This is a genomic window from Effusibacillus pohliae DSM 22757 (assembly GCF_000376225.1).
GTDB lineage: Bacteria > Bacillota > Bacilli > Tumebacillales > Effusibacillaceae > Effusibacillus > Effusibacillus pohliae.
This window is the reverse complement of the sequence record NZ_AQXL01000110.1, coordinates 1-23045: the sequence shown is the minus strand read 5'-3', so window position 1 is coordinate 23045 and position 23045 is coordinate 1. Positions and strand designations below refer to the sequence as shown.

The following is a 23045-nucleotide window of genomic DNA, read 5'->3' as shown; positions in this document are numbered from 1 at the left end:
CCTCAAATGCCGAAAAAACGCTCTTCCGAATCCCCAATGCGGGGAGACATCTGATACGTAACCGTCGTGTGTGAGAAAGCTCATGCCTGACAGCCCCTTTTTCTGTCTAACTCCTCTATTATAGCAGAAAAGCCTCCGCCAGGTTGGCAGAGACTCAGATTTCCAAGATTCGCTTCAATCCCGCTGCAAACGCTGCATCGTCCGCCGAAGTCCGCTTGCGGGGTCCTTTCGTGCGGCCGCCAGCTCGCCGGAATTTGGCCGATTGCTCCCGCAGTTCCAGCAGCAGTGCAATCTCCTCCGGTCGGTACTCCTGTCCGCAGATCCCCAGCGCGCGGCACTGTTTGCCGAGCACCATCGCAGCCAAACCGATGTCTTGCGTAATCACTAGATCGCCTGCCTGGCAGCGGTTGAGAATCGCCAGATCGGCCGATTGCGAGGCATCATCCACCACAATGTGCGTGTCACCGGCCAATTCATGGTGAAAATTGGACACCGTCCAACACGGGATGTTCAGCTTTTCCGCGTACTCGCGCGTGATCCGGATGACTCCGCGCGGACACCCGTCTGCGTCGATCCAGATGTTCCTGACCGGTTCTCGCAACCGCCCCTCCCGGATCGACTGTTCAATTACGTCGGGCACCTCCTTGATCGACTTCAGCACATGAAAATGCCCTTTGGCGGGAATGTCCAGCTCGACGCGATCATATTCCCAACCGTACGCGTCCGGAATGTGAATCGCGTGCAGCCCCAATTCCAGAGCGGGACGAATGTCGTTGCGCGCGGAATTGCCCACCATCCACGTGCGGTTCGGGTCAAAACGGTGTTTTTGCATGATTTTTTTTAACATCAACGTATTTTTATGCTCAAAAATAAACCGCCGCTCCTCCGGAAAAATCGCCTCCAGTCCTGCATTGATCACCTTTTGCGTCTGAATCTGGCGATCGCCGCCGGTGTACAGGTACAGCTCGTGTCCCCGTTCGATCAATTTTTCCAGTGTGGACAGCGCGTGCGGATACAATTCCACAGCAAAATCATACACGGAATGCCCCAGCTCGAACAGTTCCTTCTCTTCCTGTTTGCTCGGCTGCTTTCCGTATTTGGCGCACATCAGCCGGTAGGTTTGGACAAGCGATTCAGGAAAGCGGTTTTTGCCCAGTCCCTTTTGTTCCACGCCAGCCACGTCGATTTGCTGCTGGGTGGCGTCGACCAGCTTGCGGTCAAGCGGATAGTCTTTGAACAGTTCCATCATCCGGTTCAGAAATTTTTCGCGCGTCCAGGTAAAATGCCGGTTGCAATGAATCAGGGTATCGTCCAGATCAAGCAAAATATGCTGGGTCGACAAACCGACTCCCCCTCCGCCCAGAGTGTCACGCACTCCCCATTATACGACACGCAGCCGAAAACCATGCTGGCGCAAAGCATGAAAAACCGCTGCCGGTTAGCAGCGGCCGAAGCTGTAAACTTTGGCGGTTCAGTAGAAAGCGATAGCGAATGCGATCCAGAAGCCGACGGCGATCGCCGCCCCGATCAACGCGGCCAGCAGGAATCCCTTGCCGTACCTCCCGAACAGACCGGTCAGAAAGCCCGCGGTCAGCGGGGCTTTCACATCCGGGTAAGCGGCGTGATACTCTTCCTCAATCGGCGTAAACTGCTTGTGCAAACGTTCCTCTTCTTTGCGTTCATTGCGTTCTTCCGAATGCAGATCGGTCATGGGTCGCTGTTACCCCCTGTCACGGTTTTCTGCTAGTGTTTCCCCGCGACAGGGGCATCATGCCGTTAAGCGCTAGCGGAACAGCTGGCAATTGTAAACAGCAGGCAAAATTCGAGACTGCGAATTTCCAACCCGTCGTCCAAAAGATTCACTTCCACATTTTCCGGATCCACGGGCAGAGCGACAGTCGGCGGTTCTTCCCCGTCACGTTGCGGATAAAACAAAAATTCGAGGGCCGTTTCCCGATCCGTCTCATCCGCCGCCACGTCACAGAAATCGATCTGCCCCGCGAACTGGCACAAAACGATCGGGCTCCGCCCGTCCGGCGGCTCCCATTCAAGACGGGCCCAGACGGCTCTATCCAGCAGGAAATCTTCCAGAAAAGAGGCGAGTTCCTCCAGCTCATGCAGCGAATCCATCCAACTGCCTCCTTCCTTCACCGTTTGTCCTTTTGATTGTATGTCAACACGATTAACCGATCCAGCTGCTGGCTCTTTTCAATCACGCCGGGATCGAGCAGGCTGCCATTCTGGCCAAGCAACCGATGAAGTTCCGACCGCAACTGATCAATCTGCTTGAGCAAAGCTTCTTTCTTCATCGAGAGCCTTCAACCCTTCATCGTTTGTAGAATCACACTTTTCCATTATACTGAACAGGGCCGCGAGTGAACAGTTAAGAAAAAACCTGTTTTTTTGACAAAAATCGGGCCGGTTCGCGCTGCATGGACACAAGGCGGGCGAATTGTTGGGCTGGCCTGCAACCATTTCTCTTTTGCCCGGTTCGGTGTATAATGAAAAGGAAAGCCCATCGGGGAGGGAGAGAAGCTCATGACGCAGGTGCAAAAGCTCCTGATCAACTATAAAACGCTCGAAGAATTCAAGAAGTTTCGCGAAAACGGCCTGGAAGAACTGGCCATGCACGAAGAACTGCAGTCCAAATTGATCGAGAACAATAGTGTATCCCCCTTTTACGGGATCTACGAGGACGGGAAGCTGGTCGCCCGCATGAGTTTGTACCGGATCGAAGCAAAATACGACCGCTATTTCACTCCCCCGCAGGATCATTACGAACTGTGGAAACTGGAAGTGCTGCCCGGCTACAAGGGGAAAGGGTACGGCTCCGCACTGGTTCGCTACGCGCAATCGCTGGGGCTGCCCATCAAAACCAACGTCCGGTTGGGCGCCCAGGAATTCTTTCTGAAACTCGGCTTCCGACCTGTCAAATATGACCCTGCCCGCGACCGCGGCGAAAATCCGTATGTCTGGCTGCCGGAACCGGCCAGCCGGGCTGCTGAAGGAGGATCCGCCGGTGCTGCCGAGCGACAAAATCCAACGCATCAATGAACTGGCACGCAAATCGAAAACAGTCGGCTTAACCAGTGAAGAACGGATGGAACAGCAACAGCTCCGCGAGGAATACCTGGAATCGTTCCGCACGGAGTTCCGCAAGCAGTTGGACAGTATCAAGTTTGTCGACGGATCGGACAACGCGAAAACAGTGCACTAGAAATCAGCCCATTTACCATTTACATCCTTTCCAGGTTGCCGTTGGCATCCATCCGGAAGCGGGTCGCGGTTTGCCGCAGGTCGTCCCCGTCGGGGCTGAACAGCGTCAATTTGCGCGCCCGCTCCATGATCTTCACCAACATCATGTAATCCTCTTTCATCCGCTCATGTTCTTGCCTGATTTTTTGCAACTGGTCGGCCAATTGCCGGTTGGCCAGAGTCAGATCCTGCAACTCTTTTTGTTTGCCGCCGAGATCCCGTTCCAGCAGCCGAATCCGGTTGACGAGCACCGCATCTTGCTGTTTCCGCTCTTTCAAAAATCGAAACACGTCGCTCCACGAAATGTCGACTGCTTTCGGCCGGTCGTCCGGCTGCCGGACGAATGTTCTTTTTTGTTCCGCTTTCGCCTGTTTCCGCTGCGCTTTCGCCAGTTCGATGCCCGCCTCGTACCTCTTGCGCACGCAAGCGTTCCATCTGTATCCGCAGGCGGCAGGCGTCCGGCCCAATTTACCCGCACACTCCTCAAACGCCGCCAGTTGCGTGCTGCCTTGCTGGATGTGGCGCAAAACAATCTCCGCCAAGACTCTGTCATCTTCTTCCGTCCAGGCGTCTTGACGCAATGCTCTCATCGAACAACAACCTCCCCGCACAAACACAATCATCGCTTCCATACGGTATTGCCATTTTCGCCGGAAAATAAACAGCCACCCCAGGTGGGTGGCCGCAGCTATGCCAGATTTTTAATCACTTTTCGCAGCAACTTGCGGGAACGGCGTCGTCTCAACACGCTGCCCCTCAGTGCCAGCACCACCGGCACCAGATTGATCAGAAACGCGGCCCATCGGCAATATCTCAACATTCTCACCAAAGTCCGATCACATCCTTTCCGTCAAGGATTTATGGATAGTGTGACCGGTTGCCACCGTTCTATACGGTTGTCTGATTTTCCAGTTCCCTGTAGTAGGTCACCGTCTCCGTTTTGTCCAGCGCTTCCTGTACGAGCTGCTCAATGTCGAGATGGGCCTCGGCCCGCTCCGCTTCTTCGACGCGCGGGCGGGTGCGGGGATTTTTCGGCATAAAAATGGTGCAGCAATCCTCGTACGGGAGAATTGAAATTCCATACGTTCCCAGGTCTTTCGCAATGCGGATGATGTCGACCTTGTCCATCGCAACGAGCGGCCGCAGGATCGGCATATGGGTCACGTGGTTGATCGTGTACATGCTCTCGAGCGTTTGGCTGGCCACCTGCCCCAAACTTTCGCCCGTCACCAACGCCAACAGTTTGTGCCGTTCGGCGAGCCGCTCCGCAATCCGCAACATAAAGCGACGCATCACCGTAATCGACAGTTCCTCCGGGCAATGCTGGCGAATCGCTTTTTGGACGTCCGTGAAGTGCACCACATGCAGCCGCACTCTTCCTCCAAAATGGGCCAGGCGACGGGCCAAATCCTCCACTTTCTTGCGCGCCCGCTCGCTCGTGAACGGAAACGAGTGAAAATGCACCGCTTCAATCTCCACTCCCCGCTTCATCGCCATCCACCCGGCGACCGGCGAATCGATGCCGCCGGACAAAAGCAGCAGCGCTTTGCCCGATGAGCCGACCGGCAAGCCGCCAGGGCCCGGGATGACTTCCACATACAGGTACGCTTCCGTCTCCCGGATCTCGCACGTGAACGTCAACTGCGGATTGTGCACATCCACCTTCAATTGCGGAAAATTGCGCAGGAGATGGCCGCCCAACTCTTTCGCAATTTCGAGCGAAGACAGCGGAAACGTTTTATTCGCCCGGCGGGCTTCTACCTTGAACGTGGTTGGCTGGTGCACCACCTGGCGGAGCAGTTGCACGGCTGCCCGTTTGATATGGCCGATATCCTGTTCCGCTGTAACGACAGGCGACAACGAGACGATTCCCGGTACCCAGCGCAATCGCTCCAACACCGGCTGGTAGTCGGCTCCGTTCAGATGGATCAGAATCCGCCCGCCGCCGCGGGAGATTTTGACGCCGCCGATGTCCTTGACGGCCCGCTGCATGTTTTCCGCCAGTTTTTTCTCAAAGTCGGAGCGGTTTTTCCCTTTGATTGAGATCTCCCCGTAGCGGGCGATCAGCATCGAATACATTCTGTCACCTCCGTGTCAGCAGCCGCAGATCCCCGACGATTCGGCTCAACGCCCCGACCGCAGCGGCAATCTCATCGCCCGTCGTTTCCGGCGATAACGACAACCGGATGGCGCCTTCCAGCTCCGCCTCCGCCAATCCCATCGCTTTCAGCACGTGGCTGTGCTTTTTCTCCTTCGACGAACAGGCAGAGCCGGTTGTGACAAAGATGCCTTCCGTTTCCAATGCGTGAACCAGTACTTCTCCCTTGACTCCCGGAAACGACACATTGACGATATGGGGAGCCGCCATTTCGGGGAGCGTGTTGATTTTCAGGTTGGGAATCGAATGGCGGAGCGACTCGATCAGTTGATCGCGCAGCGTTTGCATCCGCTTGCGGTCCGCTTCGAACGTGGAGAACAGCCGGCGGACAGCCGCCCCAAACCCTACGATCCCTGGCACATTCTCAGTCCCCGATCGTTTCCCGTTCTCCTGGCCGCCGCCGAACACCAGCGGGACCAACTCGACGCCTTCCCGTACGTAGAGAGCTCCGACTCCTTTTGGCCCGTGCACTTTGTGAGCCGAGACGGACAGCAGATCGACCTTGACCTCCTTTACGTTGATCGGAAGCTTCCCATACGCTTGCACCGCATCCACATGAAAAAGCGTCTTCGGCCTGCCCGACAGCAACTGCCCAATTTGCGAAATCGGCTGAATCGCGCCCGTTTCATTGTTCACATACATAATGGAGACCAGAATCGTCTGATCCGTCATTGATTTTTCCACATCTTCAACGCGTACGCGTCCATCCCGGCCAACCGGCAAATACGTCACCCGAAAGCCTTCTCCCTCCAGGTGCTTCATCACGTCCAGCACCGAAGAATGCTCAATCGCACTGGTGATAAGATGGTTACCCCGGTTTTTGTAACGGCGGACCGCCCCCTGTATCGCCAGGTTGTTTGCCTCGGTGCCGCCCGAGGTGAACAGGATTTCGGACGGTTTGGCGCCAAGCGTGCGGGCGATCTCCCGCCGCGCGTCATCCACCCGTTCTTCCGTTTCGATTCCTTTTCTATGTAAGGAGGAAGGGTTCCCGTAATAGCGGGTCATTACTTCCGTCATCGCGTCCAGCACTTCCGGAAAAGGACGTGTCGTCGCACTGTTGTCCAGATAAATTTCCCGACTCACGCCTGATCCCCCTTTCGTGGTGCTCGTTTTTTCGATGGATCATAGTATCCCCTTATCCGTTCCTCCATTATAGCCCTGCCGCCTGGCGGGCACAAGACCCCGAATGGCCGAGCCCCACGCAAAAAAGGCGTGCCGACAAACCGGCAGGAATCGTGATCCCTGCCCGTCTTGCCACACGCCCCCTCGAATATCGACTGATAGTTGTCTATTGGGTTCCGTGTTCGCCGTTCTGGCTGCCGATTCAGTTGCTGAGTACCGCCTGTTTTTCCTGCAGTTTGCTGCCGACCAGACGAGCCAGATCGACTACCCGGCAGGAATAGCCCCATTCGTTGTCATACCAGGCCAGCACCTTGACGGTGTGATCCCCTACCACCATCGTCGACAGCCCGTCGACGATCGAAGACGCCGAATGACCGACAAAATCGATCGACACCAACGGTTCTTCCGTATATTCGAGAATCCCCTTGAGCGGTCCTTGCGCCGCCTGTTTGAGCGCTTCGTTCACCTCTTCCGCCGTCACTTCTTTTTGCAATGTGGCGACAAAATCGACCACCGACACGTTCGGGGTCGGTACCCGCAGCGCGAGTCCGTTCAGTTTGCCTTGCAGTTCCGGCAACACGAGGGCCACCGCTTTCGCCGCCCCTGTGGACGTCGGGATGATCGACGTGGCGCACGCGCGGGCGCGGCGCAAATCTTTGTGCGGGTTATCGAGATTGCGCTGGTCATTCGTGTAGGAATGAACGGTTGTCATCAGTCCCTGCTCGACGCCAAACGCTTGATGCAGCACTTTCACCACCGGCGCCAGGCAGTTGGTGGTGCAGGATGCGTTCGAGATGACCGAGTGCTTTTCCGGATCGTACAGATGCTCGTTGACGCCCATCACGATCGTGATGTCCTCATCTTTTCCCGGTGCCGTGATAATCACCTTCTTCGCACCGTTTTGCAGGTGGATGCCGGCCGTTTCTTTCGAACGGAACTTGCCGGTCGACTCGATCACGACGTCAACTCCGTACTCGCCCCATTTCAGGTTGTTCGGGTCCCGGTCTGACATCATGTGTACTTTATGCCCGTTTACCAGAAGCGCGTTGTCCTGCGCCTCGATCGCCGCATCCCAACGCCCGTGCACCGAATCGTATTTCAGCAGATGAGCGGCCGAAGCAGGATCCGTCGTCGCGTTCACCGCTGCAATCTCGAACGCCGGATCTTGGATCGCCGCGCGAAACACCATCCGGCCGATCCTGCCAAATCCGTTAATCCCCAGTTTGATCGTCATCCGTCGACAAAACCTCCCAGCGTACAAAAAGATACACCCTTATTTTACATCGAACCGGGCAATTACACCATACTATTTATCGATTTCTACTAAAAAGTATGACACAATTGTTCTATTGGTGTCAAAATTCCGCTCTCTCCACTATTATTTCCACAAAAAAAACAGCGAGTCCTAAAAAGAACTCCCTGTTCTCAGCGGTTCGTCAGAAACCAGATGCCCAGCAGTAAAAACAGCAGGCCGCCGACAATCAGACCGGTCGCCAGTTTCTTTAGCATGCAGCCACCTCTCAAGCCATTTTCCGTTGCACCAGTACTTTAAAGCATTCTCCCATGCCTCCGGGCAGGACCAAGTGTTTCACCGCCAGATTCCGTTTCATCCGGTCATCCCGAAACGGATCGGCTGCCGGGTCGGGGGAAAGCAACTGAAAAATCCCCGCTTCCACCAGAAACCGGGCCTGGGTTCCGTAAAAGACGGTCTGCAGGCCCAACGCTTCTCCCGATTGCATCAACGCCGTAAAATTCACATCAGCCGTAATGTCCTGTTCTCCCACAGCCCGCAACAGGCTCGGGGAAAATTGGTGCTGGCGGTAGGCGCGGAGCGTGCCGTGCATTCGCCCCTCATACAACAATTCCGCCTGCTCCCCATAGTCGATTGTGATGATCCAGCCGGTAGCGAGCGCACGCGCCACCAGCGCGAGCCATTCCAATGCAGCCAGATTGACTTCGGCACGCTGCCGATTTTTCAGGGGTGGGGCAAATTGTTGCAGGTACGGAACGATCCTTTCGTCGGAAACCGGTCCCCACCATTCCGCAAGCTGGCCATTTTGTTCCGTTACATACAGTTCCTGCAAACACTTGTCCGATTTCGCCACAACGTGCACCGGCATCGCGTCGATCAGTTCGTTTGACAGGACGATGCCGGTGAACGGGGCGATTTCATTCACATCGGAGATCCAATCCACCGGTTGCCCTTGCAGGATCGTTTGCTGAACCACCCGCAGGGAAGTGGATCGTTCCCAAATGCGATACTCCACCGCCGCATACAACTCCGGTGTGCTGTCCCTGATGGCGTCCAAAATCTGTTTGGCAAGGGTTCCCCGCCCGGCCCCGCATTCCAGAACGGTGCACGGAACAGGACGGTCAAGCTGCTCCCAGCGGGACACCAGGTCGCGCGCGATCGTTTCGCCGAACACCGGATGCACGGTCGGCGCGGTGTAAAAATCGCCCGATTTTCCAAACGGATCCCGTTGCCGCTGATAGTACCCAAGTTCCGGAAAATAGAGGGCCCATTCCATAAAATCGCGAAAAGGGACAGGCCCCTTTTCGCGGATGCGCTGCCGGATGATGGCTTCCAGTTCGTTCATGCGGAAAACCCTAGATTTTTTCGATGACCTTGTCGATCAAGCCGTATTCTTTCGCTTCTTCCGCGGTCATAAAATAGTCGCGGTCGGTATCCCGTTCCACCTTCTCCAGCGGCTGCCCGGACCGTTCCGCAATGATCCGGTTCAGCGTGTCGCGCATGCGGAGAATCCGCTCAGCGGCGATTTTGATGTCGGCCGCCTGGCCGCGCGCCCCGCCCAGCGGCTGGTGAATCATCACTTCCGCGTTCGGCAGCGCGTACCGTTTGCCTTTAGCCCCGGCCGTCAGCAAGAATGCGCCCATCGAAGCGGCCAGCCCGATGCAGATGGTGGATACGTCCGGCTTGATGTACTGCATCGTGTCATAGATGGCCATGCCTGCGGTGATCGAACCGCCCGGGCTGTTGATATACAAGTGGATGTCCTTCTCCGGATCTTCCGCCGCCAGGAACAGCAATTGGGCGATCACCGAATTGGCGACCATGTCGTCGATTTCGCTTCCCAAGAACACAATCCGGTCTTTCAACAGACGGGAATAAATGTCGTACGAGCGTTCTCCGCGGCTCGTCTGTTCAACCACAATCGGCACCAGATTCATCTATGTACGCCTCCTTCAAGCGATGCTTCCCGTTTCGTATTCAGTATGCCACATCCGTCCCTTTCCTGAAAGTGCCCGCCGTTACAAATTCTCTTTCTCATGATATCCGCATATCCGGCGTCACCCGTGTCTGCCCGATGATGCATGCGATCGGGATTTCGACAACCGAGCAGCCGGCCGTTCCGCAAGCAGCCGCGCCCGCCGCCCGGCCGAACCCTGCCTCCGCTACGGCACGGTAAGGACTTGCCAAAAGCAGAGCCACCTGTCGCGGTGGCTCCTGTTTTTTCATCGGGTTCTGTCGGAACGAAACCGAACGCCATATTTGCCTTTTCGTGTCCGATACAATTCCACTTCACGCGGCGGATGGTTCCCATAGATCCGCTTGTCGCCTTCCACCCACATGACGGCGCAGTAGGCTTCAAACTTGCTGTCGTACAAACCTGCCCAGTATACCCATGACACGTGGATCCCCCCAAGCGCCAGCATCGTATCACTAGTTTGACCCTGGCAGCAGGGAATCACACCCGACAAAAAGTGTCTCGGCTGTCACTTACACCCACACGCGGTCGCCACCGACGCGCAACACATTTTCTTCGCCGAGCACGTGCTTCATAATCGTCGTCGCTTCCCAGTTCCGCGCATGGTAGGAAGCGAGCAGCGGTTCCAGAATCTGCACCTTGTACCCGTTATCCAGCAGGCTGTACATGGTCGCCATGACGGCCATTTCGGCGTCCATGCCGCCCAGATGGACAAGTTCGATCTGATGCTCTTCCAGCAGTTTTTTCACTTCCTCATTGAATGCGGAGTAGGTTCTCTTTTCCACCCGCTTCGCTTTCGGATGGGAGATCAGCAATGTGTCCTTGCCTTCGTTGTCTTCATATTTCCAGGTCGTGGTGATAATCAGGTCATATTCGTTCGCGTTTTGATCCAGATACTGTTGGCTCAGCCGGACAATGTAGTCCAAATTGCCCAGATTGCCGAGAAAATCTTCTTGCACATCAATCAGCAGCAGCGCCTTTTTCATTGACTGTCGCACCTTTCCGTCGCCAAATTTCCTATCTCATGGTAACACAAGCATTCGCCCGGTTTCAACAATTGTCAATGCTTCTTATGTATCTGCGGAGGCCATTGCTAGTGGATATGCAGAAAACTGCCGTACCGTTGTTCGATCTCGTTGACGACCAAGTTCTGTTCCGCTTCGTCTTCGACCACCTGCAGGCCGTATCCGTCCGCTTCTTCCGCCACCCGGAAGAAAACCAGTTGCGAATGGGACGTTTTTTCCCGCTCGTAATAGACCGCGTAGCCTTGGTCGCGCAAGCTGAAGAACGCGCCTAACGCGTACGCTTTCTCCTGTGTTTCCTCCTGCACGGTGATGAAAAAAATCCGGCTGATCAGTTCCATCACGCGTTCCGTATACAGTTCGCCTGGGTAATCGAGCTGCAGCGTTTCCCCCTGCTGTCCGGCGATGCGGTACAGCTCTTTTTTGTCATCCCGCTGCCAGCTCACAAGCATCAGGTGCGCTTCTTCATAAAAAAAAGCGTAATGATCGGCCTTGGGGAACGTCAAGACAGGTTTCATGCCACACACTCCCAACATCGGCTTAGAAAAAAAGCAGGGGACGCTCCGCCTGCCTGCATCTACTGCTCCCATTGCTCATGCTGCTTTTTGATCGCTTCATTAAATTTTTCCGACGTGATGTTCGCGCACATAAACAACAGCAAGAAAACTCCGCCGATAAACGCCAAGAGACCCCACATCGCTGACGCCTCCTTCCACTCTTTCTATTCCCATTTAGCATAAAAATAATTCCGGGCTCCGTCAAGTAAATGCAGCAGCTTGTTTCTAACAAAAATTCGAACACGAATTCCGGGTCAGCTTACCATTTGGGGGAAAAATTTGTCTTCGGAATTTCGAATCTGCAGCAAGCCGACCGACTGGTCGAAGCCCGTTTCTTTTGCTATACTTGCAGACAAAGGAGGGATCGCAGTGACACGGGGGAACCGGTATTTCTTCTTCGTCTTGGTGTTCGCGTCGGTCGTGATCGGCCTCGTTTCAAAATCGTACGCAGTGCTGGGAATCACCCTGCTGGCCTCGCTGGCGATCGGTCTGTGGATCGAAAAGATCGACAACAAGCGAGATGAAAAATTCAAACACCACAATGCGGTGCACAATTACCACCACTAATCATTTGTGAAGCCGTGAAAAGCCCGTGACTTCCCGCGGGCTTTTCTTTATACTGTCTGGTATAAGGGAGGATGAGTACACCATGGTGGACCACAACGAACTCTGGGGACAAGCCTATGAACTGGGCTGTTTGATCGCCGATTCCCCCGAAGTGGAAGTATATAAACAGGCAAAAGAGAAGATGGAAGCCCACCCGCAGATCAAACCGCTCTTGCGAAAATTGCGGGACATGCAGGCAGAGCACGAAAAGTTGCAGGGGTACAGTCAGGGGCCTCACCTGCAGGAGCTGGAACATTCGATCAACGCTCTGATCGAACAGCTCGATCAGTTTCCTGAGGTAACGGCGTTTAAGCAAGCATGCAGCAAGGTGGACGAACTGCTGCAATCGGTCACCACATTGCTGGCCAACTGCATCACCGGCAAGGTGAACGGCGTGCCGTATCCGCGGCCATCCGCAGGCGGTTGCGGCAGCGGCTGACAATAGGGACGCAAATCGGGAGAACGGTTCGTTCTCCTTTTTTTATTTGACGGGGCAAGTTTTACCATGGTATCATGAATCGAAGCATTGATTCTGAAACAGAGAAGAGGGTTGCCACAATGACCGAACATAACCACGTGCATGGTCCTGACTGCGACCACGAGCACGATGTTGTCGTGTTGACCGACGATGAAGGGAACGATCACGAGTTCGTGATTATTGACGTGATGGAAGTGTCTGACAAAAATTACGCGATCCTGGTGCCGCGCGACCAGGAAGCGGCGGAAGCGGTCATCTTGCGGATCGAAGCGGATGAAAACGGAGAAGAATACTTGATTGATATTGAAGATGACGAAGAGTGGAACCGTGTGGTGCAGGCGTACGAAAGCTTCGCAACAGAATAACGGTCCACAAGCGGGCGGCCGCGGCGTGAAAAGCGCGGCCGTTCGTTATTGCCCACTCAGCCGCAAGGCCCGCTCCGCGGCGCTTTTTCCGGCGGTGTAACCCGTGCTGAACGCAGCCGTGATGTTGTACCCTCCCGTATACCCGTGAATATCCAGGATCTCCCCGCAGAAAAACAAGCCCTGCATCAGCTTCGATTGCATCGTCTTCGGATCGATTTCCTTCAGATTGACGCCGCCGCCGGTGACAAACGCTTCCTCGATCGTCAGCGTGCCGTTCGCTCTGAGGGGAAACGCTTTGAGCAAATGGGCCATTTTGGCCCACGGTGCTTTTGGCAGGTTGGCGAACGTAATGTCGTCCCGCAGCCCTGCCCGCTCCAGCACAAGCGGAATCATCCGCTCCTGCAAATAGCCTTTCAGCACATTTTTTACCGCTTTCCGCGGTTCCCGCTTCGCCAGTTCATACGTCTCGTGAAAAATCTGGTCCTCTGTTTTTTCCGGAAACAGGTCGATCGTCATCCGGATGTCCTGCCCGTTCGACTGTTTCAGCGCTTTCACCACAAACTGGCTGCAGCGGAGTGCCGCCGGCCCGGAAATGCCAAAATGGGTAAAGATCATATCGCCTTCGTGTTCGACCATTTTTTTGCCCTTTGCGTTGTACACCGCCAGATGAATGTTGCGCAGGGACAATCCCTGCAACCGCCGTTCCCGGATAAAATCTTCGTTCAGCGTGATCGGCACTTCCGTCGGGAACAGTTCCGTGATCGTATGACCCGCTTCTTCAGCCCACGCGTATCCGTCACCGGTCGAACCTGTATGCGGCACCGACTTCCCGCCCACCGCCACAATCACGTTGCAGGCGTCGATTTCTTCGCCTGAACGCAAGCGGACCCCGACTACCTGTCCATCCTGATAGAGTACCCGCTCGACGGGGGCATGCACGCGGATCTCCGTGCCCACTTCTTTCACTTTTCGGATCAGGGCTTCGACCACATCTTTCGACCGATTCGAGACCGGAAACATTCTGCCCCTGTCTTCCTCCTTCAGCCGAATCCCCAATTCCTCAAAAAATCGGATGATGTCGCGGTTGTTAAAAATGGAAAACGCACTGTACAGGAACCGCCCGTTTCCCGGTATATTTTTGACAATCTCGTCGATGTCCCGATTATTCGTCACATTGCAGCGGCCGCCGCCCGAAATCGCCAGCTTCCGGCCAAGCCTGTCCCCCTTGTCGACGAGCAGCACTTTCGCTCCTTGCATTCCGGCGGAAACGCATGCCATCAGGCCGGACGGTCCGCCGCCGACGACGATCACATCATAGTTCATCTGCCCATACTCCCTTAAAACCAGCCTTTTCGTTTGAACCAGAGCACCATGCCGAGCGCGATCGCGGCCATCAGCCCGAGCACCGCATAGTATCCGTATTTCCAGTGCAGTTCCGGCATATTGTCGAAATTCATGCCGTACACGCCGACAATAAAGGTCAGCAGCATAAAAATCGTCGTGATTTCCCCATCTTTAAGAACCAGCATGGTACGAATCATCCGCGTTCCTCCTAAGACGTGTCCTGACAGGAGCGAGCATGCGGGTGGTCTTGAATCTCCTGGGAATGTTGATTTTCCACCTGATTGGGTAAACCGCGAAGGGGCTGCCCACTCAAGGCAGCCCCTTCGGATCCTTTGCCCGAAAGCAAGCTTAACTGGCGGAGTGAGAGGGATTCGAACCCTCGATACGGGTTTATTCCCGTATACTCGCTTAGCAGGCGAGCGCCTTCGACCTACTCGGCCATCACTCCACTTGGCTTTGTTTGATTTGAATGGGCTGAAAATGGTGGCTCGAGAGGGAATTGAACCCCCGACCTACGGGTTATGAATCCGTCGCTCTCACCAACTGAGCTATCGAGCCAATGGTTGTCTGGCGGAGAGAGTGGGATTCGAACCCACGAGGCGGGGTGAACCGCCTACACGATTTCCAATCGTGCTCCTTCGACCAACTCGGACATCTCTCCGCGAACATCACTTGCCGCCAAGGCAAAACACATTGCCTGTTCGCGTTGCCTGTTCGCGGCGACAAATGATATGGTACCACGGCCTGGCCGGAATTTCAATCGGGCGCCGATCCGATTTTCGAACAAAATGGCGTAAAGCAACCTGTTACGTCCTGCTACCTGCGTCCAATCTGGGCATATTGCCGGACGACGCGCTCATGTGCCGCCAATTCCCAATCATCGTCGAGCGGCGGCAAGTACGGATTGTCCGTCCTCCGTCGCAGCGCCAACTGCAGCAAATGATCGGCCAGCCGCGGATTCTTCGACAAAATCGGCCCATGCAAATAAGTGCCGAACACAGTGCCCTCCACGACGCCCTCCAATCCGTCTTCCCCGTTATTGCCGAACCCGCTAACCACCGCCGCCAGCGGCGCCATTTCCGGGCCAAGATACGTCCTGCCCGAATGATTTTCATATCCGACAACCGTGCACTCCTCATCAAAAATCGTCAGCTTGCCGACCGCATTGCCAACGAGCCGCCGTCGGCCGCCGATCGTGTAGAGATCGAGCAGGCCAATCCCTTCAATCCGATTGCCGCCAATCGTTTCAAAATAATGGCCGAGCAGTTGGTAGCTGCCGCAGATCGCCAGCACCACTGTGCCAGAATCGACCGCCTTGAACAGCGAGTCCCGTTTTTTCAACAGATCTTCCGCCACCAGCAACTGCTCCCGGTCTTCACCGCCGCCCGCGAACAGCAAGTCATAGTCTGACAGATCAGGGTTGTCGCCGATCGTGATGTGGTCCACCTGCACGTCGATGCCCCGCCATTCCGCCCTTTTCTGCAAGACCGTGACATTCCCCCGGTCACTGTACACCTCGAGCAAATCCGGATACAGATAGCCGATCTTAAGCTTCAACTGCCACACGACCTTTCTCCAACAAGTGATCCCGTACTGCATACAGGGATGTATACGTAGACAAAATAAACAGTGTGTGACCTGCCGGCAACTCGCCAAGCGCAGCTTCGACCGCCGCCACATCCCCTTCCCCAATCGTCGTGATATCCCCCAAACCGGCGTACTTCAAACGAACGGCGATATCATGCGCCCTTGTCCCCGCCGCCACGATCCGGCGCAGACCCGGTTGCTCCCGCAGCCGTTCCAGATGCGTGTCCCAGATCCACGACACGTCGGTGCCGTCCGCGTACCGGTCATTGAGGATGAAAACCAGATCAATCGGCTGATTCATCTGGCCGATCACTTTCAGGACCTGGTTGCAGCCGGTCGGATTTTTCACCAATGCCAGCATCGCATCTTGCCAGCCATTCACCAGGATGCGCTCCATACGGCCGAGCCCGATGTTCAGGTTCTTCATCTCACGTCCGATCACCTGCGATGGAACGCCCAACACTTTCGCAGCCGAAATCGCCGCCAGCACGTTATAGACATTGTAAAAGGCGGGCGCATTCAAAAAACCGGTCTCTCCGTCCAGTTCAAACAGGATCCCCCCTTCATGCATTCGCACGTCGTGCGCTGCCTGATCCGGCGTCTGCCGCTTGAACCCGCATCCCGGACATTCATAAAAGCCGAGCTGCCCGTAGTGATACAAACTATATCGAAGGCTTGACCCGCAACGGCGGCAGAACTTGCCGTCGCGCACTTCCCCCTGCTCGTCCGTCTGAATCGCGCTCGACTCGATTCCGTAATAGACCGTCTTTTTTCCCGGTGGAGCGATCGAAGAAACCAGCGGGTCGTCCGCATTTAACACCAGCGTCGTATTCGCCGGAGAACGCTCCAGAGCGCGTCCCACCATCCCGACGACCGTATCCAGTTCCCCATATCGGTCCATCTGGTCCCGGAAAAAATTGGTCACCACAACCGCGGTCGGCTGCAGCGGTTCAATCAATTTGCCGATCGTCGCCTCATCGACCTCCAGCACAGCCGACTGGCTTCGACTTGACCCGGACACCCCTTCGACCAGAGCGGCCGCAATCCCCTGAATCAAATTGGCGCCGAGCGAATTGGAAATCACATCGCGCCCGTCTTTCCGCAAAAAATGGGCAAGCAGATTGCTCGTCGTCGTCTTCCCGTTGGTGCCGGTCACTAACACGACCCGGTCTTCCAGTTTGCGGCCGTAATAGTGCAACAAGTCCGGACAGATGCGAAGCGCGACCGCTCCCGGCAGAGTGGTTCCTTTCCGGCCCAAGACCGCCAACAGCCGCTTAGTCGCCTTTGCTGCCACGATTGCCAGCCATATTCTTAAAGCTTTCAAGCAAAAGCCCCCTTGAATCCTATGGTGTCTAGATCAATGATAGCTTGTACAACGCAATCCCGCAATGAAAAAGAGTCTCCGATCTGGAGACCCTCTATCAGCCACCCGCACGATCCCGTCTGCGTCTGATTCATCCCGTCTCATTCAGGAAGTGGAAGGAGATGATGGAGGAGTTGGCGGCTGAGGCGTGGGGACGGTTTGCGTACCTGTTCCGCCTCCGCTTCCCCCGGGCGAGCCGCCACCTGTGGGCCCGCCGTTACCTGAACCGGCCCCTCCCCCTGCCGGACTGCCGCCGTTTGTATTGCCCGTACCAGTGCCACTTCCGCCGGTTCCGCCCGGCTTCGTCCCGCCGGTTGAAGTGCCGGAGCCACCGCCGGTACCGGTACCGCCTGTGCTTCCCCCGGAGTTGGTGCCACCGGTACCATTCGAGCCAGTGCCCGATTTGCTGCCGGTTCCTCCCGTGTTGGCGGGCGGAGTTGGCAGTTTGGGCGCCGGAGGAGTCGCCGACATTGTATTCTTCGGCGGGGCATCCTCCGCCACCATCGGCGCCTGATCGTCATAGGTTCTGACCACAGTTTGGCCGTCATTCAGCGTCTTGTGAACCAGCAGTCTCGTTTCGTACAAATCGGGAATCACCACGGCAGCCCCGTTCCGGACGGCGTCGACCAGCGCCGGTTTCGATCCGGTGGAATCCTGGAACGGCGGCAGCTGCACCGATTGCAGCTGGCTGAGATCCAGGTTGTAAGCCAATTTGGCCAGTTTTACCATGTCGCTGAATGACATGTTGGTCTCCACATCGTTCTGGATCGCTTTCAAAATATCCGGCAATTTAATCAACGAACTGGTCGACTTCAACTCGGACGCCAATGTCGCCAGAAACTTTCGCTGCCGTTCCGTTCGGGTGAAGTCGGACATCGCATCATGGCGAAAACGCACGTACATCAGGGCATGTTTTCCATCCAGATGCTGGTAGCCTTTTTTCAGGTGAATATCATAGGTGCCGTCATCCTGCCAATCCATGTCCTTTTCCACATACATGTCGATGCCGCCGAGCACGTCGACTATATTGGCGAACCCGTTAAAATCTGTCTTCACATAGTAATGGATCGGCAGTTGCATAAATTTGGAAACCGTGTCCACAGTCAATCGCGGCCCGCCTAGCGCAAACGCCTCATTGATCTTACGGAATCCGTGACCGGGAATCTTATAATACGTATCCCGCAACACAGAAAACAAAGCGGCCTGTTTGGTCTGCGGGTCGATGCTCAGCACCATGATCGAATCGCTCCGCGGCGGACCGTCCCCCGGCCGCGAGTCGACACCGAGCAGCGCAATATTCACCCGTTCCGTACCGGTCCACTCTTCCATTGCAATCGGTTCGTCAGGATTCGTCGGTTTGGAAATTTTTTGCGTAAAGCTGTAAACAGAATATGCATAATAACCGGCTCCGCCAATTACCATCAAGAGCAGGAAACACAAACTATATAGAAACCCTTTCCGCCGGTAAAAAGGCCGTTTCTTTTTAAAGCGAGCGATCCGTTCCATCAACAATTCCCCTTACTCTACCAAAATCGACACTCAATCAATCGCCAAAATCCGACTCCGTTTTTAAGACAATCCTCATTATATCATACTTTTATATCACAAGAAGATGACAATTTTCAGGACTTGGGAACGATGCTCACCCACGTGCCCACTCGCACGTACTCGTATAACCAGTTGACGTCCTCATTTCGCATGCGGATACAGCCGGCCGATTGGTGAGCGCCGATCGAGTCCGGTTGGTTGGTGCCGTGGATGCCATATTGGGAACCGTCCGTCCCCGGCACTTCCAGCCCGATCCAGCGGGAGCCGAGCGGATTGTTCGGGTCGCCGCCCGGAATGTTCTGTTTCAGGTACCAGGGATTTTTCACCAGCATGACGACCGGAAACGTGCCGACCGGAGTGTCCTCCTCGCTGCGGCCGGTGGCCACGGAAAACGTACGGACGGGGATATTGTACGAATAAAACGTAAGGGTATTGTTCGACTTGTCGACCATGATATAAGAAGGGGTTGGGAATACGCCTGTCAAACAACCGGCCAACGCGGCAGAAAAAAGAGAAGCTCGCAGCTTCAGAAGAACCACCTCCTACGCTGTAGCTTCTCTCATTCCGTTCGCTGCCATTCTATGAAAACAGTGCCGTTTTCAACGCCCGCAGCTTGTGATCGCATTCGTTCCATTCGTTTTCCGGCACCGAATCGGCGACGATGCCGGCTCCCGCCTGCAAATAGGAAACCCCGTCCTGGTTGATTACCGTCCGAATCACAATCGCCGTGTTCATATTCCCGAGAAAATCGAAGAAGCCGATGACTCCCCCGTAGATCCCTCGCGACAGCGTCTCCAGCTCATCGATGATTTCCATCGCCCGCACTTTCGGCGCCCCGCTCAACGTTCCGGCCGGAAACGTCGACAAGAATACGTCAAACGGCGACACGTCCGGCTCGACCTCTCCTTCGACCGTGGACACGATATGGAACACATGCGAGTACTCCTCCACCGCCATAAAATCTTTCACCCGCACCGTTCCCGGCTTGCACACCCGACCCAGATCGTTCCGACACAGATCGACCAGCATCAGATGTTCCGCTTTCTCCTTCTCATCCGCCAGCAGATTCTCGATCAGCGCCCGGTTTTCTTCCTCCGTCCTGCCTTTTCCCTTGGTCGTGCCGGCAATCGGGCGCATCTGCGCGAGCCCATTTTCCAACCGGATCTGCATTTCCGGGCTCGCCCCGAAGACCCGATACCTGCCATAATCGACAAAGAACATATAAGGCGACGGGTTGACATCCTTTAACCGCTGGTACACCAACAGCGGGTCAATCCGCCCGATCACGCGGTCCCGCTTGGAAAGCACCACCTGAAAAATGTCTCCCTCGCGGATGTACTCCTTCGCCCGTTTTACGCGTTCGAGATATTCCTCTTTCTGCACATCTTCTTCCACGACCAGCCGCGACGGGTCAAACCCTGCAAACGGCGGCGCCCCGTCGGCCGTCAGCAACGATTCGATCGCGGAAAAATCGGGCGTCTCCACACCTGCCACCCGGTTGATGACCACCCGAATCCGATCCTGCTCAAAATGCAGGATTACCTGATGAATCTGCAGCAGCACGTCGTCCAAGCCGCGGTCGTCCAGCGCCGTATTGGGGATCGCTTCAAAGTAACGGATCGCGTCGTATGAGAAAAAGCCGATGAAACCAAACGAATACGGCTGCAGTGCCGGTTTGCCGACCAGTTCGAAACTGTTTCGGATGGTATCCAACACCGGCGGCAGCGGACCGGAAAATTTCGGCAGCGCATGCCCGTTGCCGCGCAAGTTTTCAGCGATCGTCGGGATCAGTGCCGGATCGCCTTCGACCAACAGAGTCCGTCCCTTGAAGCGGCAGGCCACCAATGGAAACAAGCCAATCAGGGACGAACAATAGCGGCTTTTCGGATCGCTTACGGAATCCAGCAAAAACGCGGACGTCGCACCATATTTTGCGTGCAGCTTGCGAAATACCTCAAATGCGTCAACGGTTCGCGGATATACCCGCTCCTGCGAGTGAACCCGAATCTTGCTGGCGACCGTCTTCATGCGAGCACCCTCTCCCGCTGCTCCAGAAAGTTGCGGATGATCGTTTTGCCGTGTTCGGTCATGATGCTTTCCGGGTGAAACTGGACGCCCGTGATCGCGTACTCGCGATGCTGAAGCGCCATGATTTCTCCATCGTCTGACTCGGCGATCACCTGCAGACAGGCCGGCAGGCTGTTTTTCTCCACCACCAACGAATGGTACCGGGTGGCCCGGAAAGGACTGGGCAGCGTCTGAAAAACGCTTTCCCCCGTATGAAAAACGGGCGATGTTTTGCCGTGCATCATCCTTTTGGCTTTGACAATTCGGCCGCCAAACGCCTGCCCGATCGACTGGTGTCCCAAGCAGACCCCCAGGATCGGCACTTTTCCGGCAAAAAACCGGATCGCTTCCAGCGAGATCCCCGCCTGATCGGGCGTGCATGGCCCCGGCGAAATCAGCAGATGAGTCAACGGCAATGCTGCCAGCTCGGCCACCGTCACCTTGTCGTTGCGAAACGTTTTCACTTCACATCCGAATTCCCGCAGATACTGCACCAGATTGTAAGTAAACGAATCGTAATTGTCGATCACAGCGATCATGCGCTCCACTCCTCTCCTCTCTGCTCATCTCGGCTCCGACAGCTCAACACAAAAAGACCAGCCTCAACGAAGCTGGTCTTGTCTCACAAGATCCCGCGTTCCTCGGCTTCACTCCCCTCATTCTACTCATCTCAACTCGGCTCTGCAAATTCAAAACTTTGTGGTGTTTCAATCATGGTAACAACGAACTTCCGGTTTGTCAATGAAAAAACGCCATCCTGCCGCGGATGGCGTTCGTTCTGGCGGAGGGAGAGGGATTCGAACCCCCGTGGGCTTGCGCCCTAACGGTTTTCAAGACCGCCCCGTTATGACCACTTCGGTATCCCTCCAGGTACGTATAAAAAGTCGATCTTGCAATTTTGCATTATAACAAGATCCGCAGGAAATGACAAGTAGTCGGTGACCACTACACCGGATCTTAACACATTGAGAAATCGGGATCAAAACCTCCGAACACAGGAGCCAGCCGATTGACCGTCGCCAATCCGCGTATTCACGTTCCGACAGCAACATGTTTAGAAAAAAAAAGGGTACCTGCATCAGGTACCGTGAGAAAGGAGTGGAGTTGGAGTTTCAGGATGCGAAGAGCCCGGACATCCCGCACCCTTAATGTACAGCAAATCAGGCGAAAGGGTCTTCATCCCTGTCAGTTATCCTGACATATCGCAAAAAATTTTTGGGGAGCCAACCGATTCGCGCATACATCCTCTCCTTCGGCATAGTGCCAATTGTCGATTTGACTGATGTCGCTTTGTCAACCCTACCTTACCAGAACCAAGGGGGCAAAAAGTTATTGGTTATCTGGGTGATCCAACATCTTCGACACCGGATTCAGGGCCCCCGAAGATTTTTCGTGCGGGAATGATGCCACGCTTGGTGTCCATAAATCAAAAAAACCTTGATTTCTCAAGGGTTTCAGTGTGGAGCGGGTGATGGGAATCGAACCCACGCCGCCAGCTTGGGAAGCTGGAGTTCTACCATTGAACTACACCCGCATAGGCTTTGCGCTTGTCACAACAAAAGTATAGCAGAAACAGACAGGATACGGCAACTCCGTTGCCGATTGCACAGCTTGAGCTGTCGAAGCGCAATTCCGGTATCCCGGTTGTAAATCAAGGATGGTTCCGCAGCGCGAGTTGTCACCTGCCGGCGGAATGATCGCTTTGAAACAGTGGCGGAGCTGACGGGATTCGAACCCGCGATCTCCCGCGTGACAGGCGGGCATGTTAGGCCACTACACCACAGCTCCACTCTGGTTGCGGGGGCAGGACTCGAACCTGCGACCTTCGGGTTATGAGCCCGACGAGCTGCCAACTGCTCCACCCCGCGACGATGATAAATTTTGCTGCTCCGCCAGAATCCCGGCACTGCACTTCAAAGCCACTCCGGTACGTTGGCGAACAAGAGTTTGATGGAAAATTGGTGGAGGCTGACGGGATCGAACCGCCGACCCTCTGCTTGTAAGGCAGATGCTCTCCCAGCTGAGCTAAGCCTCCGAAATACCCCACAAAGTGAAGCGAAGCTTTGCAGCAACACCAAATACTTTGTGGGGGCCCCATGTTGGTGACGCGTACGGGATTCGAACCCGTGAATGCCGCCTTGAAAGGGCGGTGAGTTAAGCCACTTCTCCAACGCGCCACTTGGATGAATAGAACTTGCTTTCAACCGCTACCGAAGCATTCAGCGTTGCCGCGAAACCGCGCTTTCCTTCGGTGGGTTTGTCTGGAGCTTCCTGCCGGGATCGAACCGGCGACCTCATCCTTACCATGGATGCGCTCTGCCGACTGAGCTAAGGAAGCGTTGACCG

General features: G+C 55.4%; 27 protein-coding genes, 10 tRNA genes and 1 pseudogene. 5 read left to right on the top strand and 33 right to left on the bottom strand.

The window, feature by feature from the left end; genetic code table 11:
* Window positions 1-154: 154 nt before the first annotated feature.
* The 4 genes from C230_RS23125 to C230_RS21885 form a co-directional block, all read right to left on the bottom strand.
* Window positions 155-1342: a DUF188 domain-containing protein gene (locus C230_RS23125; protein WP_018131174.1), complete on the bottom strand. Its 1188-nt coding sequence runs from the start codon at window positions 1340-1342 to the stop codon at window positions 155-157.
* Window positions 1343-1471: 129 nt separating this feature from the next.
* Window positions 1472-1711 carry a hypothetical protein gene (locus C230_RS0106250; RefSeq protein ID WP_018131173.1) on the bottom strand — a complete coding sequence of 80 codons (240 nt, stop codon included), beginning with the start codon at window positions 1709-1711 and terminating at the stop codon, window positions 1472-1474.
* Window positions 1712-1776: 65 nt separating this feature from the next.
* Complete coding sequence (locus C230_RS0106245; RefSeq protein WP_018131172.1) at window positions 1777-2130, bottom strand: hypothetical protein; 354 nt, start codon at window positions 2128-2130, stop codon at window positions 1777-1779.
* A gap of 17 nt (window positions 2131-2147) precedes the next feature.
* A complete protein-coding gene (locus tag C230_RS21885; RefSeq protein ID WP_018131171.1) occupies window positions 2148-2309 on the bottom strand; it encodes an aspartyl-phosphate phosphatase Spo0E family protein in 162 nt (53 codons plus the stop codon).
* Window positions 2310-2538: 229 nt separating this feature from the next.
* Between C230_RS21885 and C230_RS0106235 the strand changes: the two genes are divergently transcribed.
* Window positions 2539-3054, top strand: coding sequence for an N-acetyltransferase (locus C230_RS0106235; protein WP_018131170.1), 516 nt, complete (start codon window positions 2539-2541; stop codon window positions 3052-3054).
* Complete coding sequence (locus C230_RS0106230; RefSeq protein ID WP_018131169.1) at window positions 3020-3217, top strand: DUF896 domain-containing protein; 198 nt, start codon at window positions 3020-3022, stop codon at window positions 3215-3217. Before C230_RS0106235 ends, C230_RS0106230 begins: the two co-directional genes overlap by 35 nt.
* A 19-nt stretch (window positions 3218-3236) precedes the next feature.
* Here the strand turns inward: C230_RS0106230 and C230_RS0106225 are convergent, their stop codons facing one another.
* From C230_RS0106225 to C230_RS0106170, 11 genes are all read right to left on the bottom strand, one after another.
* Window positions 3237-3845, bottom strand: a complete 609-nt coding sequence (locus tag C230_RS0106225; RefSeq protein ID WP_018131168.1) for an RsfA family transcriptional regulator — start codon at window positions 3843-3845, stop codon at window positions 3237-3239.
* A 98-nt stretch (window positions 3846-3943) separates the two neighbouring features.
* Entirely contained in the window at window positions 3944-4081 is a 138-nt protein-coding gene (locus C230_RS22420) for a hypothetical protein (protein WP_156807372.1), read from the bottom strand.
* 62 nt (window positions 4082-4143) lie between these two features.
* A complete protein-coding gene (gene thiI / locus C230_RS0106215) occupies window positions 4144-5334 on the bottom strand; it encodes a tRNA uracil 4-sulfurtransferase ThiI (protein WP_018131166.1) in 1191 nt (396 codons plus the stop codon).
* 4 nt (window positions 5335-5338) lie between these two features.
* On the bottom strand, window positions 5339-6496 hold the full coding sequence (locus tag C230_RS0106210; protein ID WP_018131165.1) for a cysteine desulfurase family protein: 1158 nt from the start codon (window positions 6494-6496) through the stop codon (window positions 5339-5341).
* A 241-nt stretch (window positions 6497-6737) separates the two neighbouring features.
* A complete protein-coding gene (locus tag C230_RS0106205; protein WP_018131164.1) occupies window positions 6738-7769 on the bottom strand; it encodes an ArsJ-associated glyceraldehyde-3-phosphate dehydrogenase in 1032 nt (343 codons plus the stop codon).
* A gap of 286 nt (window positions 7770-8055) precedes the next feature.
* Window positions 8056-9132 carry a class I SAM-dependent methyltransferase gene (locus tag C230_RS19630; protein WP_018131163.1) on the bottom strand — a complete coding sequence of 359 codons (1077 nt, stop codon included), beginning with the start codon at window positions 9130-9132 and terminating at the stop codon, window positions 8056-8058.
* A gap of 10 nt (window positions 9133-9142) precedes the next feature.
* Window positions 9143-9724 carry an ATP-dependent Clp endopeptidase proteolytic subunit ClpP gene (gene clpP, locus C230_RS0106190; RefSeq protein WP_018131162.1) on the bottom strand — a complete coding sequence of 194 codons (582 nt, stop codon included), beginning with the start codon at window positions 9722-9724 and terminating at the stop codon, window positions 9143-9145.
* 97 nt (window positions 9725-9821) lie between these two features.
* Window positions 9822-9986 carry a hypothetical protein gene (locus C230_RS22415; protein WP_156807371.1) on the bottom strand — a complete coding sequence of 55 codons (165 nt, stop codon included), beginning with the start codon at window positions 9984-9986 and terminating at the stop codon, window positions 9822-9824.
* Between the two features lie 23 nt (window positions 9987-10009).
* Window positions 10010-10186, bottom strand: a complete 177-nt coding sequence (locus tag C230_RS19625; RefSeq protein ID WP_018131160.1) for a hypothetical protein — start codon at window positions 10184-10186, stop codon at window positions 10010-10012.
* An 88-nt stretch (window positions 10187-10274) separates the two neighbouring features.
* Entirely contained in the window at window positions 10275-10748 is a 474-nt protein-coding gene (locus tag C230_RS0106175; protein ID WP_018131159.1) for a cysteine hydrolase family protein, read from the bottom strand.
* A 107-nt stretch (window positions 10749-10855) separates the two neighbouring features.
* Complete coding sequence (locus C230_RS0106170; protein ID WP_018131158.1) at window positions 10856-11302, bottom strand: hypothetical protein; 447 nt, start codon at window positions 11300-11302, stop codon at window positions 10856-10858.
* 408 nt (window positions 11303-11710) lie between these two features.
* Between C230_RS0106170 and C230_RS0106160 the strand changes: the two genes are divergently transcribed.
* The 3 genes from C230_RS0106160 to C230_RS0106150 all read left to right on the top strand — a co-directional run bounded on the left by C230_RS0106160 (window position 11711) and on the right by C230_RS0106150 (window position 12790).
* The gene (locus C230_RS0106160) at window positions 11711-11908 is read left to right on the top strand and encodes a hypothetical protein (protein ID WP_018131156.1); all 198 of its coding nucleotides are present in this window, start codon (window positions 11711-11713) and stop codon (window positions 11906-11908) included.
* A gap of 82 nt (window positions 11909-11990) precedes the next feature.
* The gene (locus C230_RS0106155) at window positions 11991-12386 is read left to right on the top strand and encodes a YlbF family regulator (protein ID WP_018131155.1); all 396 of its coding nucleotides are present in this window, start codon (window positions 11991-11993) and stop codon (window positions 12384-12386) included.
* A 119-nt stretch (window positions 12387-12505) separates the two neighbouring features.
* Complete coding sequence (locus C230_RS0106150; RefSeq protein WP_018131154.1) at window positions 12506-12790, top strand: DUF1292 domain-containing protein; 285 nt, start codon at window positions 12506-12508, stop codon at window positions 12788-12790.
* A gap of 45 nt (window positions 12791-12835) precedes the next feature.
* On the opposite strand, the gene C230_RS0106145 is transcribed toward C230_RS0106150, so the two are convergent.
* From C230_RS0106145 to C230_RS0106060, 18 genes and pseudogenes are all read right to left on the bottom strand, one after another.
* Window positions 12836-14113, bottom strand: a complete 1278-nt coding sequence (locus tag C230_RS0106145; protein ID WP_018131153.1) for a BaiN/RdsA family NAD(P)/FAD-dependent oxidoreductase — start codon at window positions 14111-14113, stop codon at window positions 12836-12838.
* Window positions 14114-14127: 14 nt separating this feature from the next.
* Window positions 14128-14292 (bottom strand): annotated as a pseudogene (locus tag C230_RS0106140) (CorA family divalent cation transporter); the annotation flags it as partial.
* A gap of 195 nt (window positions 14293-14487) precedes the next feature.
* A tRNA-Ser gene (locus tag C230_RS0106135) sits at window positions 14488-14582 on the bottom strand.
* Window positions 14583-14615: 33 nt separating this feature from the next.
* Window positions 14616-14692 (bottom strand) — tRNA-Met (locus tag C230_RS0106130).
* A gap of 10 nt (window positions 14693-14702) precedes the next feature.
* Window positions 14703-14795: transfer RNA gene (locus C230_RS0106125), tRNA-Ser, on the bottom strand.
* Between the two features lie 155 nt (window positions 14796-14950).
* Entirely contained in the window at window positions 14951-15700 is a 750-nt protein-coding gene (locus C230_RS0106120; protein WP_018131151.1) for a type 1 glutamine amidotransferase, read from the bottom strand.
* Window positions 15681-17045, bottom strand: a complete 1365-nt coding sequence (locus C230_RS0106115) for a MurT ligase domain-containing protein (RefSeq protein ID WP_018131150.1) — start codon at window positions 17043-17045, stop codon at window positions 15681-15683. The genes C230_RS0106120 and C230_RS0106115 overlap by 20 nt, the downstream gene beginning before the upstream one ends.
* 144 nt (window positions 17046-17189) lie before the next feature.
* The gene (locus tag C230_RS21255) at window positions 17190-18590 is read right to left on the bottom strand and encodes an LCP family protein (RefSeq protein ID WP_018131149.1); all 1401 of its coding nucleotides are present in this window, start codon (window positions 18588-18590) and stop codon (window positions 17190-17192) included.
* 116 nt (window positions 18591-18706) lie between these two features.
* Window positions 18707-19171, bottom strand: coding sequence for a L,D-transpeptidase (locus C230_RS19615; protein ID WP_245533973.1), 465 nt, complete (start codon window positions 19169-19171; stop codon window positions 18707-18709).
* A 40-nt stretch (window positions 19172-19211) separates the two neighbouring features.
* A complete protein-coding gene (locus C230_RS0106100) occupies window positions 19212-20660 on the bottom strand; it encodes an anthranilate synthase component I family protein (RefSeq protein ID WP_018131147.1) in 1449 nt (482 codons plus the stop codon).
* Window positions 20657-21238: an anthranilate synthase component II gene (locus C230_RS0106095; protein WP_018131146.1), complete on the bottom strand. Its 582-nt coding sequence runs from the start codon at window positions 21236-21238 to the stop codon at window positions 20657-20659. The genes C230_RS0106100 and C230_RS0106095 overlap by 4 nt, the downstream gene beginning before the upstream one ends.
* 240 nt (window positions 21239-21478) lie before the next feature.
* Window positions 21479-21567, bottom strand: a tRNA-Ser gene (locus tag C230_RS0106090).
* A gap of 592 nt (window positions 21568-22159) precedes the next feature.
* Window positions 22160-22233, bottom strand: a tRNA-Gly gene (locus tag C230_RS0106085).
* Window positions 22234-22410: 177 nt separating this feature from the next.
* A tRNA-Asp gene (locus C230_RS0106080) sits at window positions 22411-22487 on the bottom strand.
* 4 nt (window positions 22488-22491) lie between these two features.
* Window positions 22492-22567, bottom strand: a tRNA-Met gene (locus C230_RS0106075).
* Window positions 22568-22658: 91 nt separating this feature from the next.
* A tRNA-Val gene (locus C230_RS0106070) sits at window positions 22659-22734 on the bottom strand.
* Window positions 22735-22799: 65 nt separating this feature from the next.
* A tRNA-Glu gene (locus C230_RS0106065) sits at window positions 22800-22876 on the bottom strand.
* A gap of 85 nt (window positions 22877-22961) precedes the next feature.
* Window positions 22962-23037 (bottom strand) — tRNA-Thr (locus C230_RS0106060).
* Window positions 23038-23045: the final 8 nt, after the last annotated feature.

Coding starts and splice junctions, on each gene's coding strand:
- C230_RS0106250 (WP_018131173.1), bottom strand. CDS start 1,711: ATGACCGATCTGCATTCGGAAGAACGCAATGAACGCAAAGAAGAGGAA.
- C230_RS0106245 (WP_018131172.1), bottom strand. CDS start 2,130: ATGGATTCGCTGCATGAGCTGGAGGAACTCGCCTCTTTTCTGGAAGAT.
- C230_RS21885 (WP_018131171.1), bottom strand. CDS start 2,309: ATGAAGAAAGAAGCTTTGCTCAAGCAGATTGATCAGTTGCGGTCGGAA.
- C230_RS0106235 (WP_018131170.1), top strand. CDS start 2,539: ATGACGCAGGTGCAAAAGCTCCTGATCAACTATAAAACGCTCGAAGAA.
- C230_RS0106225 (WP_018131168.1), bottom strand. CDS start 3,845: ATGAGAGCATTGCGTCAAGACGCCTGGACGGAAGAAGATGACAGAGTC.
- thiI (WP_018131166.1), bottom strand. CDS start 5,334: ATGTATTCGATGCTGATCGCCCGCTACGGGGAGATCTCAATCAAAGGG.
- C230_RS0106205 (WP_018131164.1), bottom strand. CDS start 7,769: ATGACGATCAAACTGGGGATTAACGGATTTGGCAGGATCGGCCGGATG.
- C230_RS19630 (WP_018131163.1), bottom strand. CDS start 9,132: ATGAACGAACTGGAAGCCATCATCCGGCAGCGCATCCGCGAAAAGGGG.
- clpP (WP_018131162.1), bottom strand. CDS start 9,724: ATGAATCTGGTGCCGATTGTGGTTGAACAGACGAGCCGCGGAGAACGC.
- C230_RS0106175 (WP_018131159.1), bottom strand. CDS start 10,748: ATGAAAAAGGCGCTGCTGCTGATTGATGTGCAAGAAGATTTTCTCGGC.
- C230_RS0106170 (WP_018131158.1), bottom strand. CDS start 11,302: ATGAAACCTGTCTTGACGTTCCCCAAGGCCGATCATTACGCTTTTTTT.
- C230_RS0106155 (WP_018131155.1), top strand. CDS start 11,991: ATGGTGGACCACAACGAACTCTGGGGACAAGCCTATGAACTGGGCTGT.
- C230_RS0106150 (WP_018131154.1), top strand. CDS start 12,506: ATGACCGAACATAACCACGTGCATGGTCCTGACTGCGACCACGAGCAC.
- C230_RS0106145 (WP_018131153.1), bottom strand. CDS start 14,113: ATGAACTATGATGTGATCGTCGTCGGCGGCGGACCGTCCGGCCTGATG.
- C230_RS21255 (WP_018131149.1), bottom strand. CDS start 18,590: ATGGAACGGATCGCTCGCTTTAAAAAGAAACGGCCTTTTTACCGGCGG.
- C230_RS0106100 (WP_018131147.1), bottom strand. CDS start 20,660: ATGAAGACGGTCGCCAGCAAGATTCGGGTTCACTCGCAGGAGCGGGTA.
- C230_RS0106095 (WP_018131146.1), bottom strand. CDS start 21,238: ATGATCGCTGTGATCGACAATTACGATTCGTTTACTTACAATCTGGTG.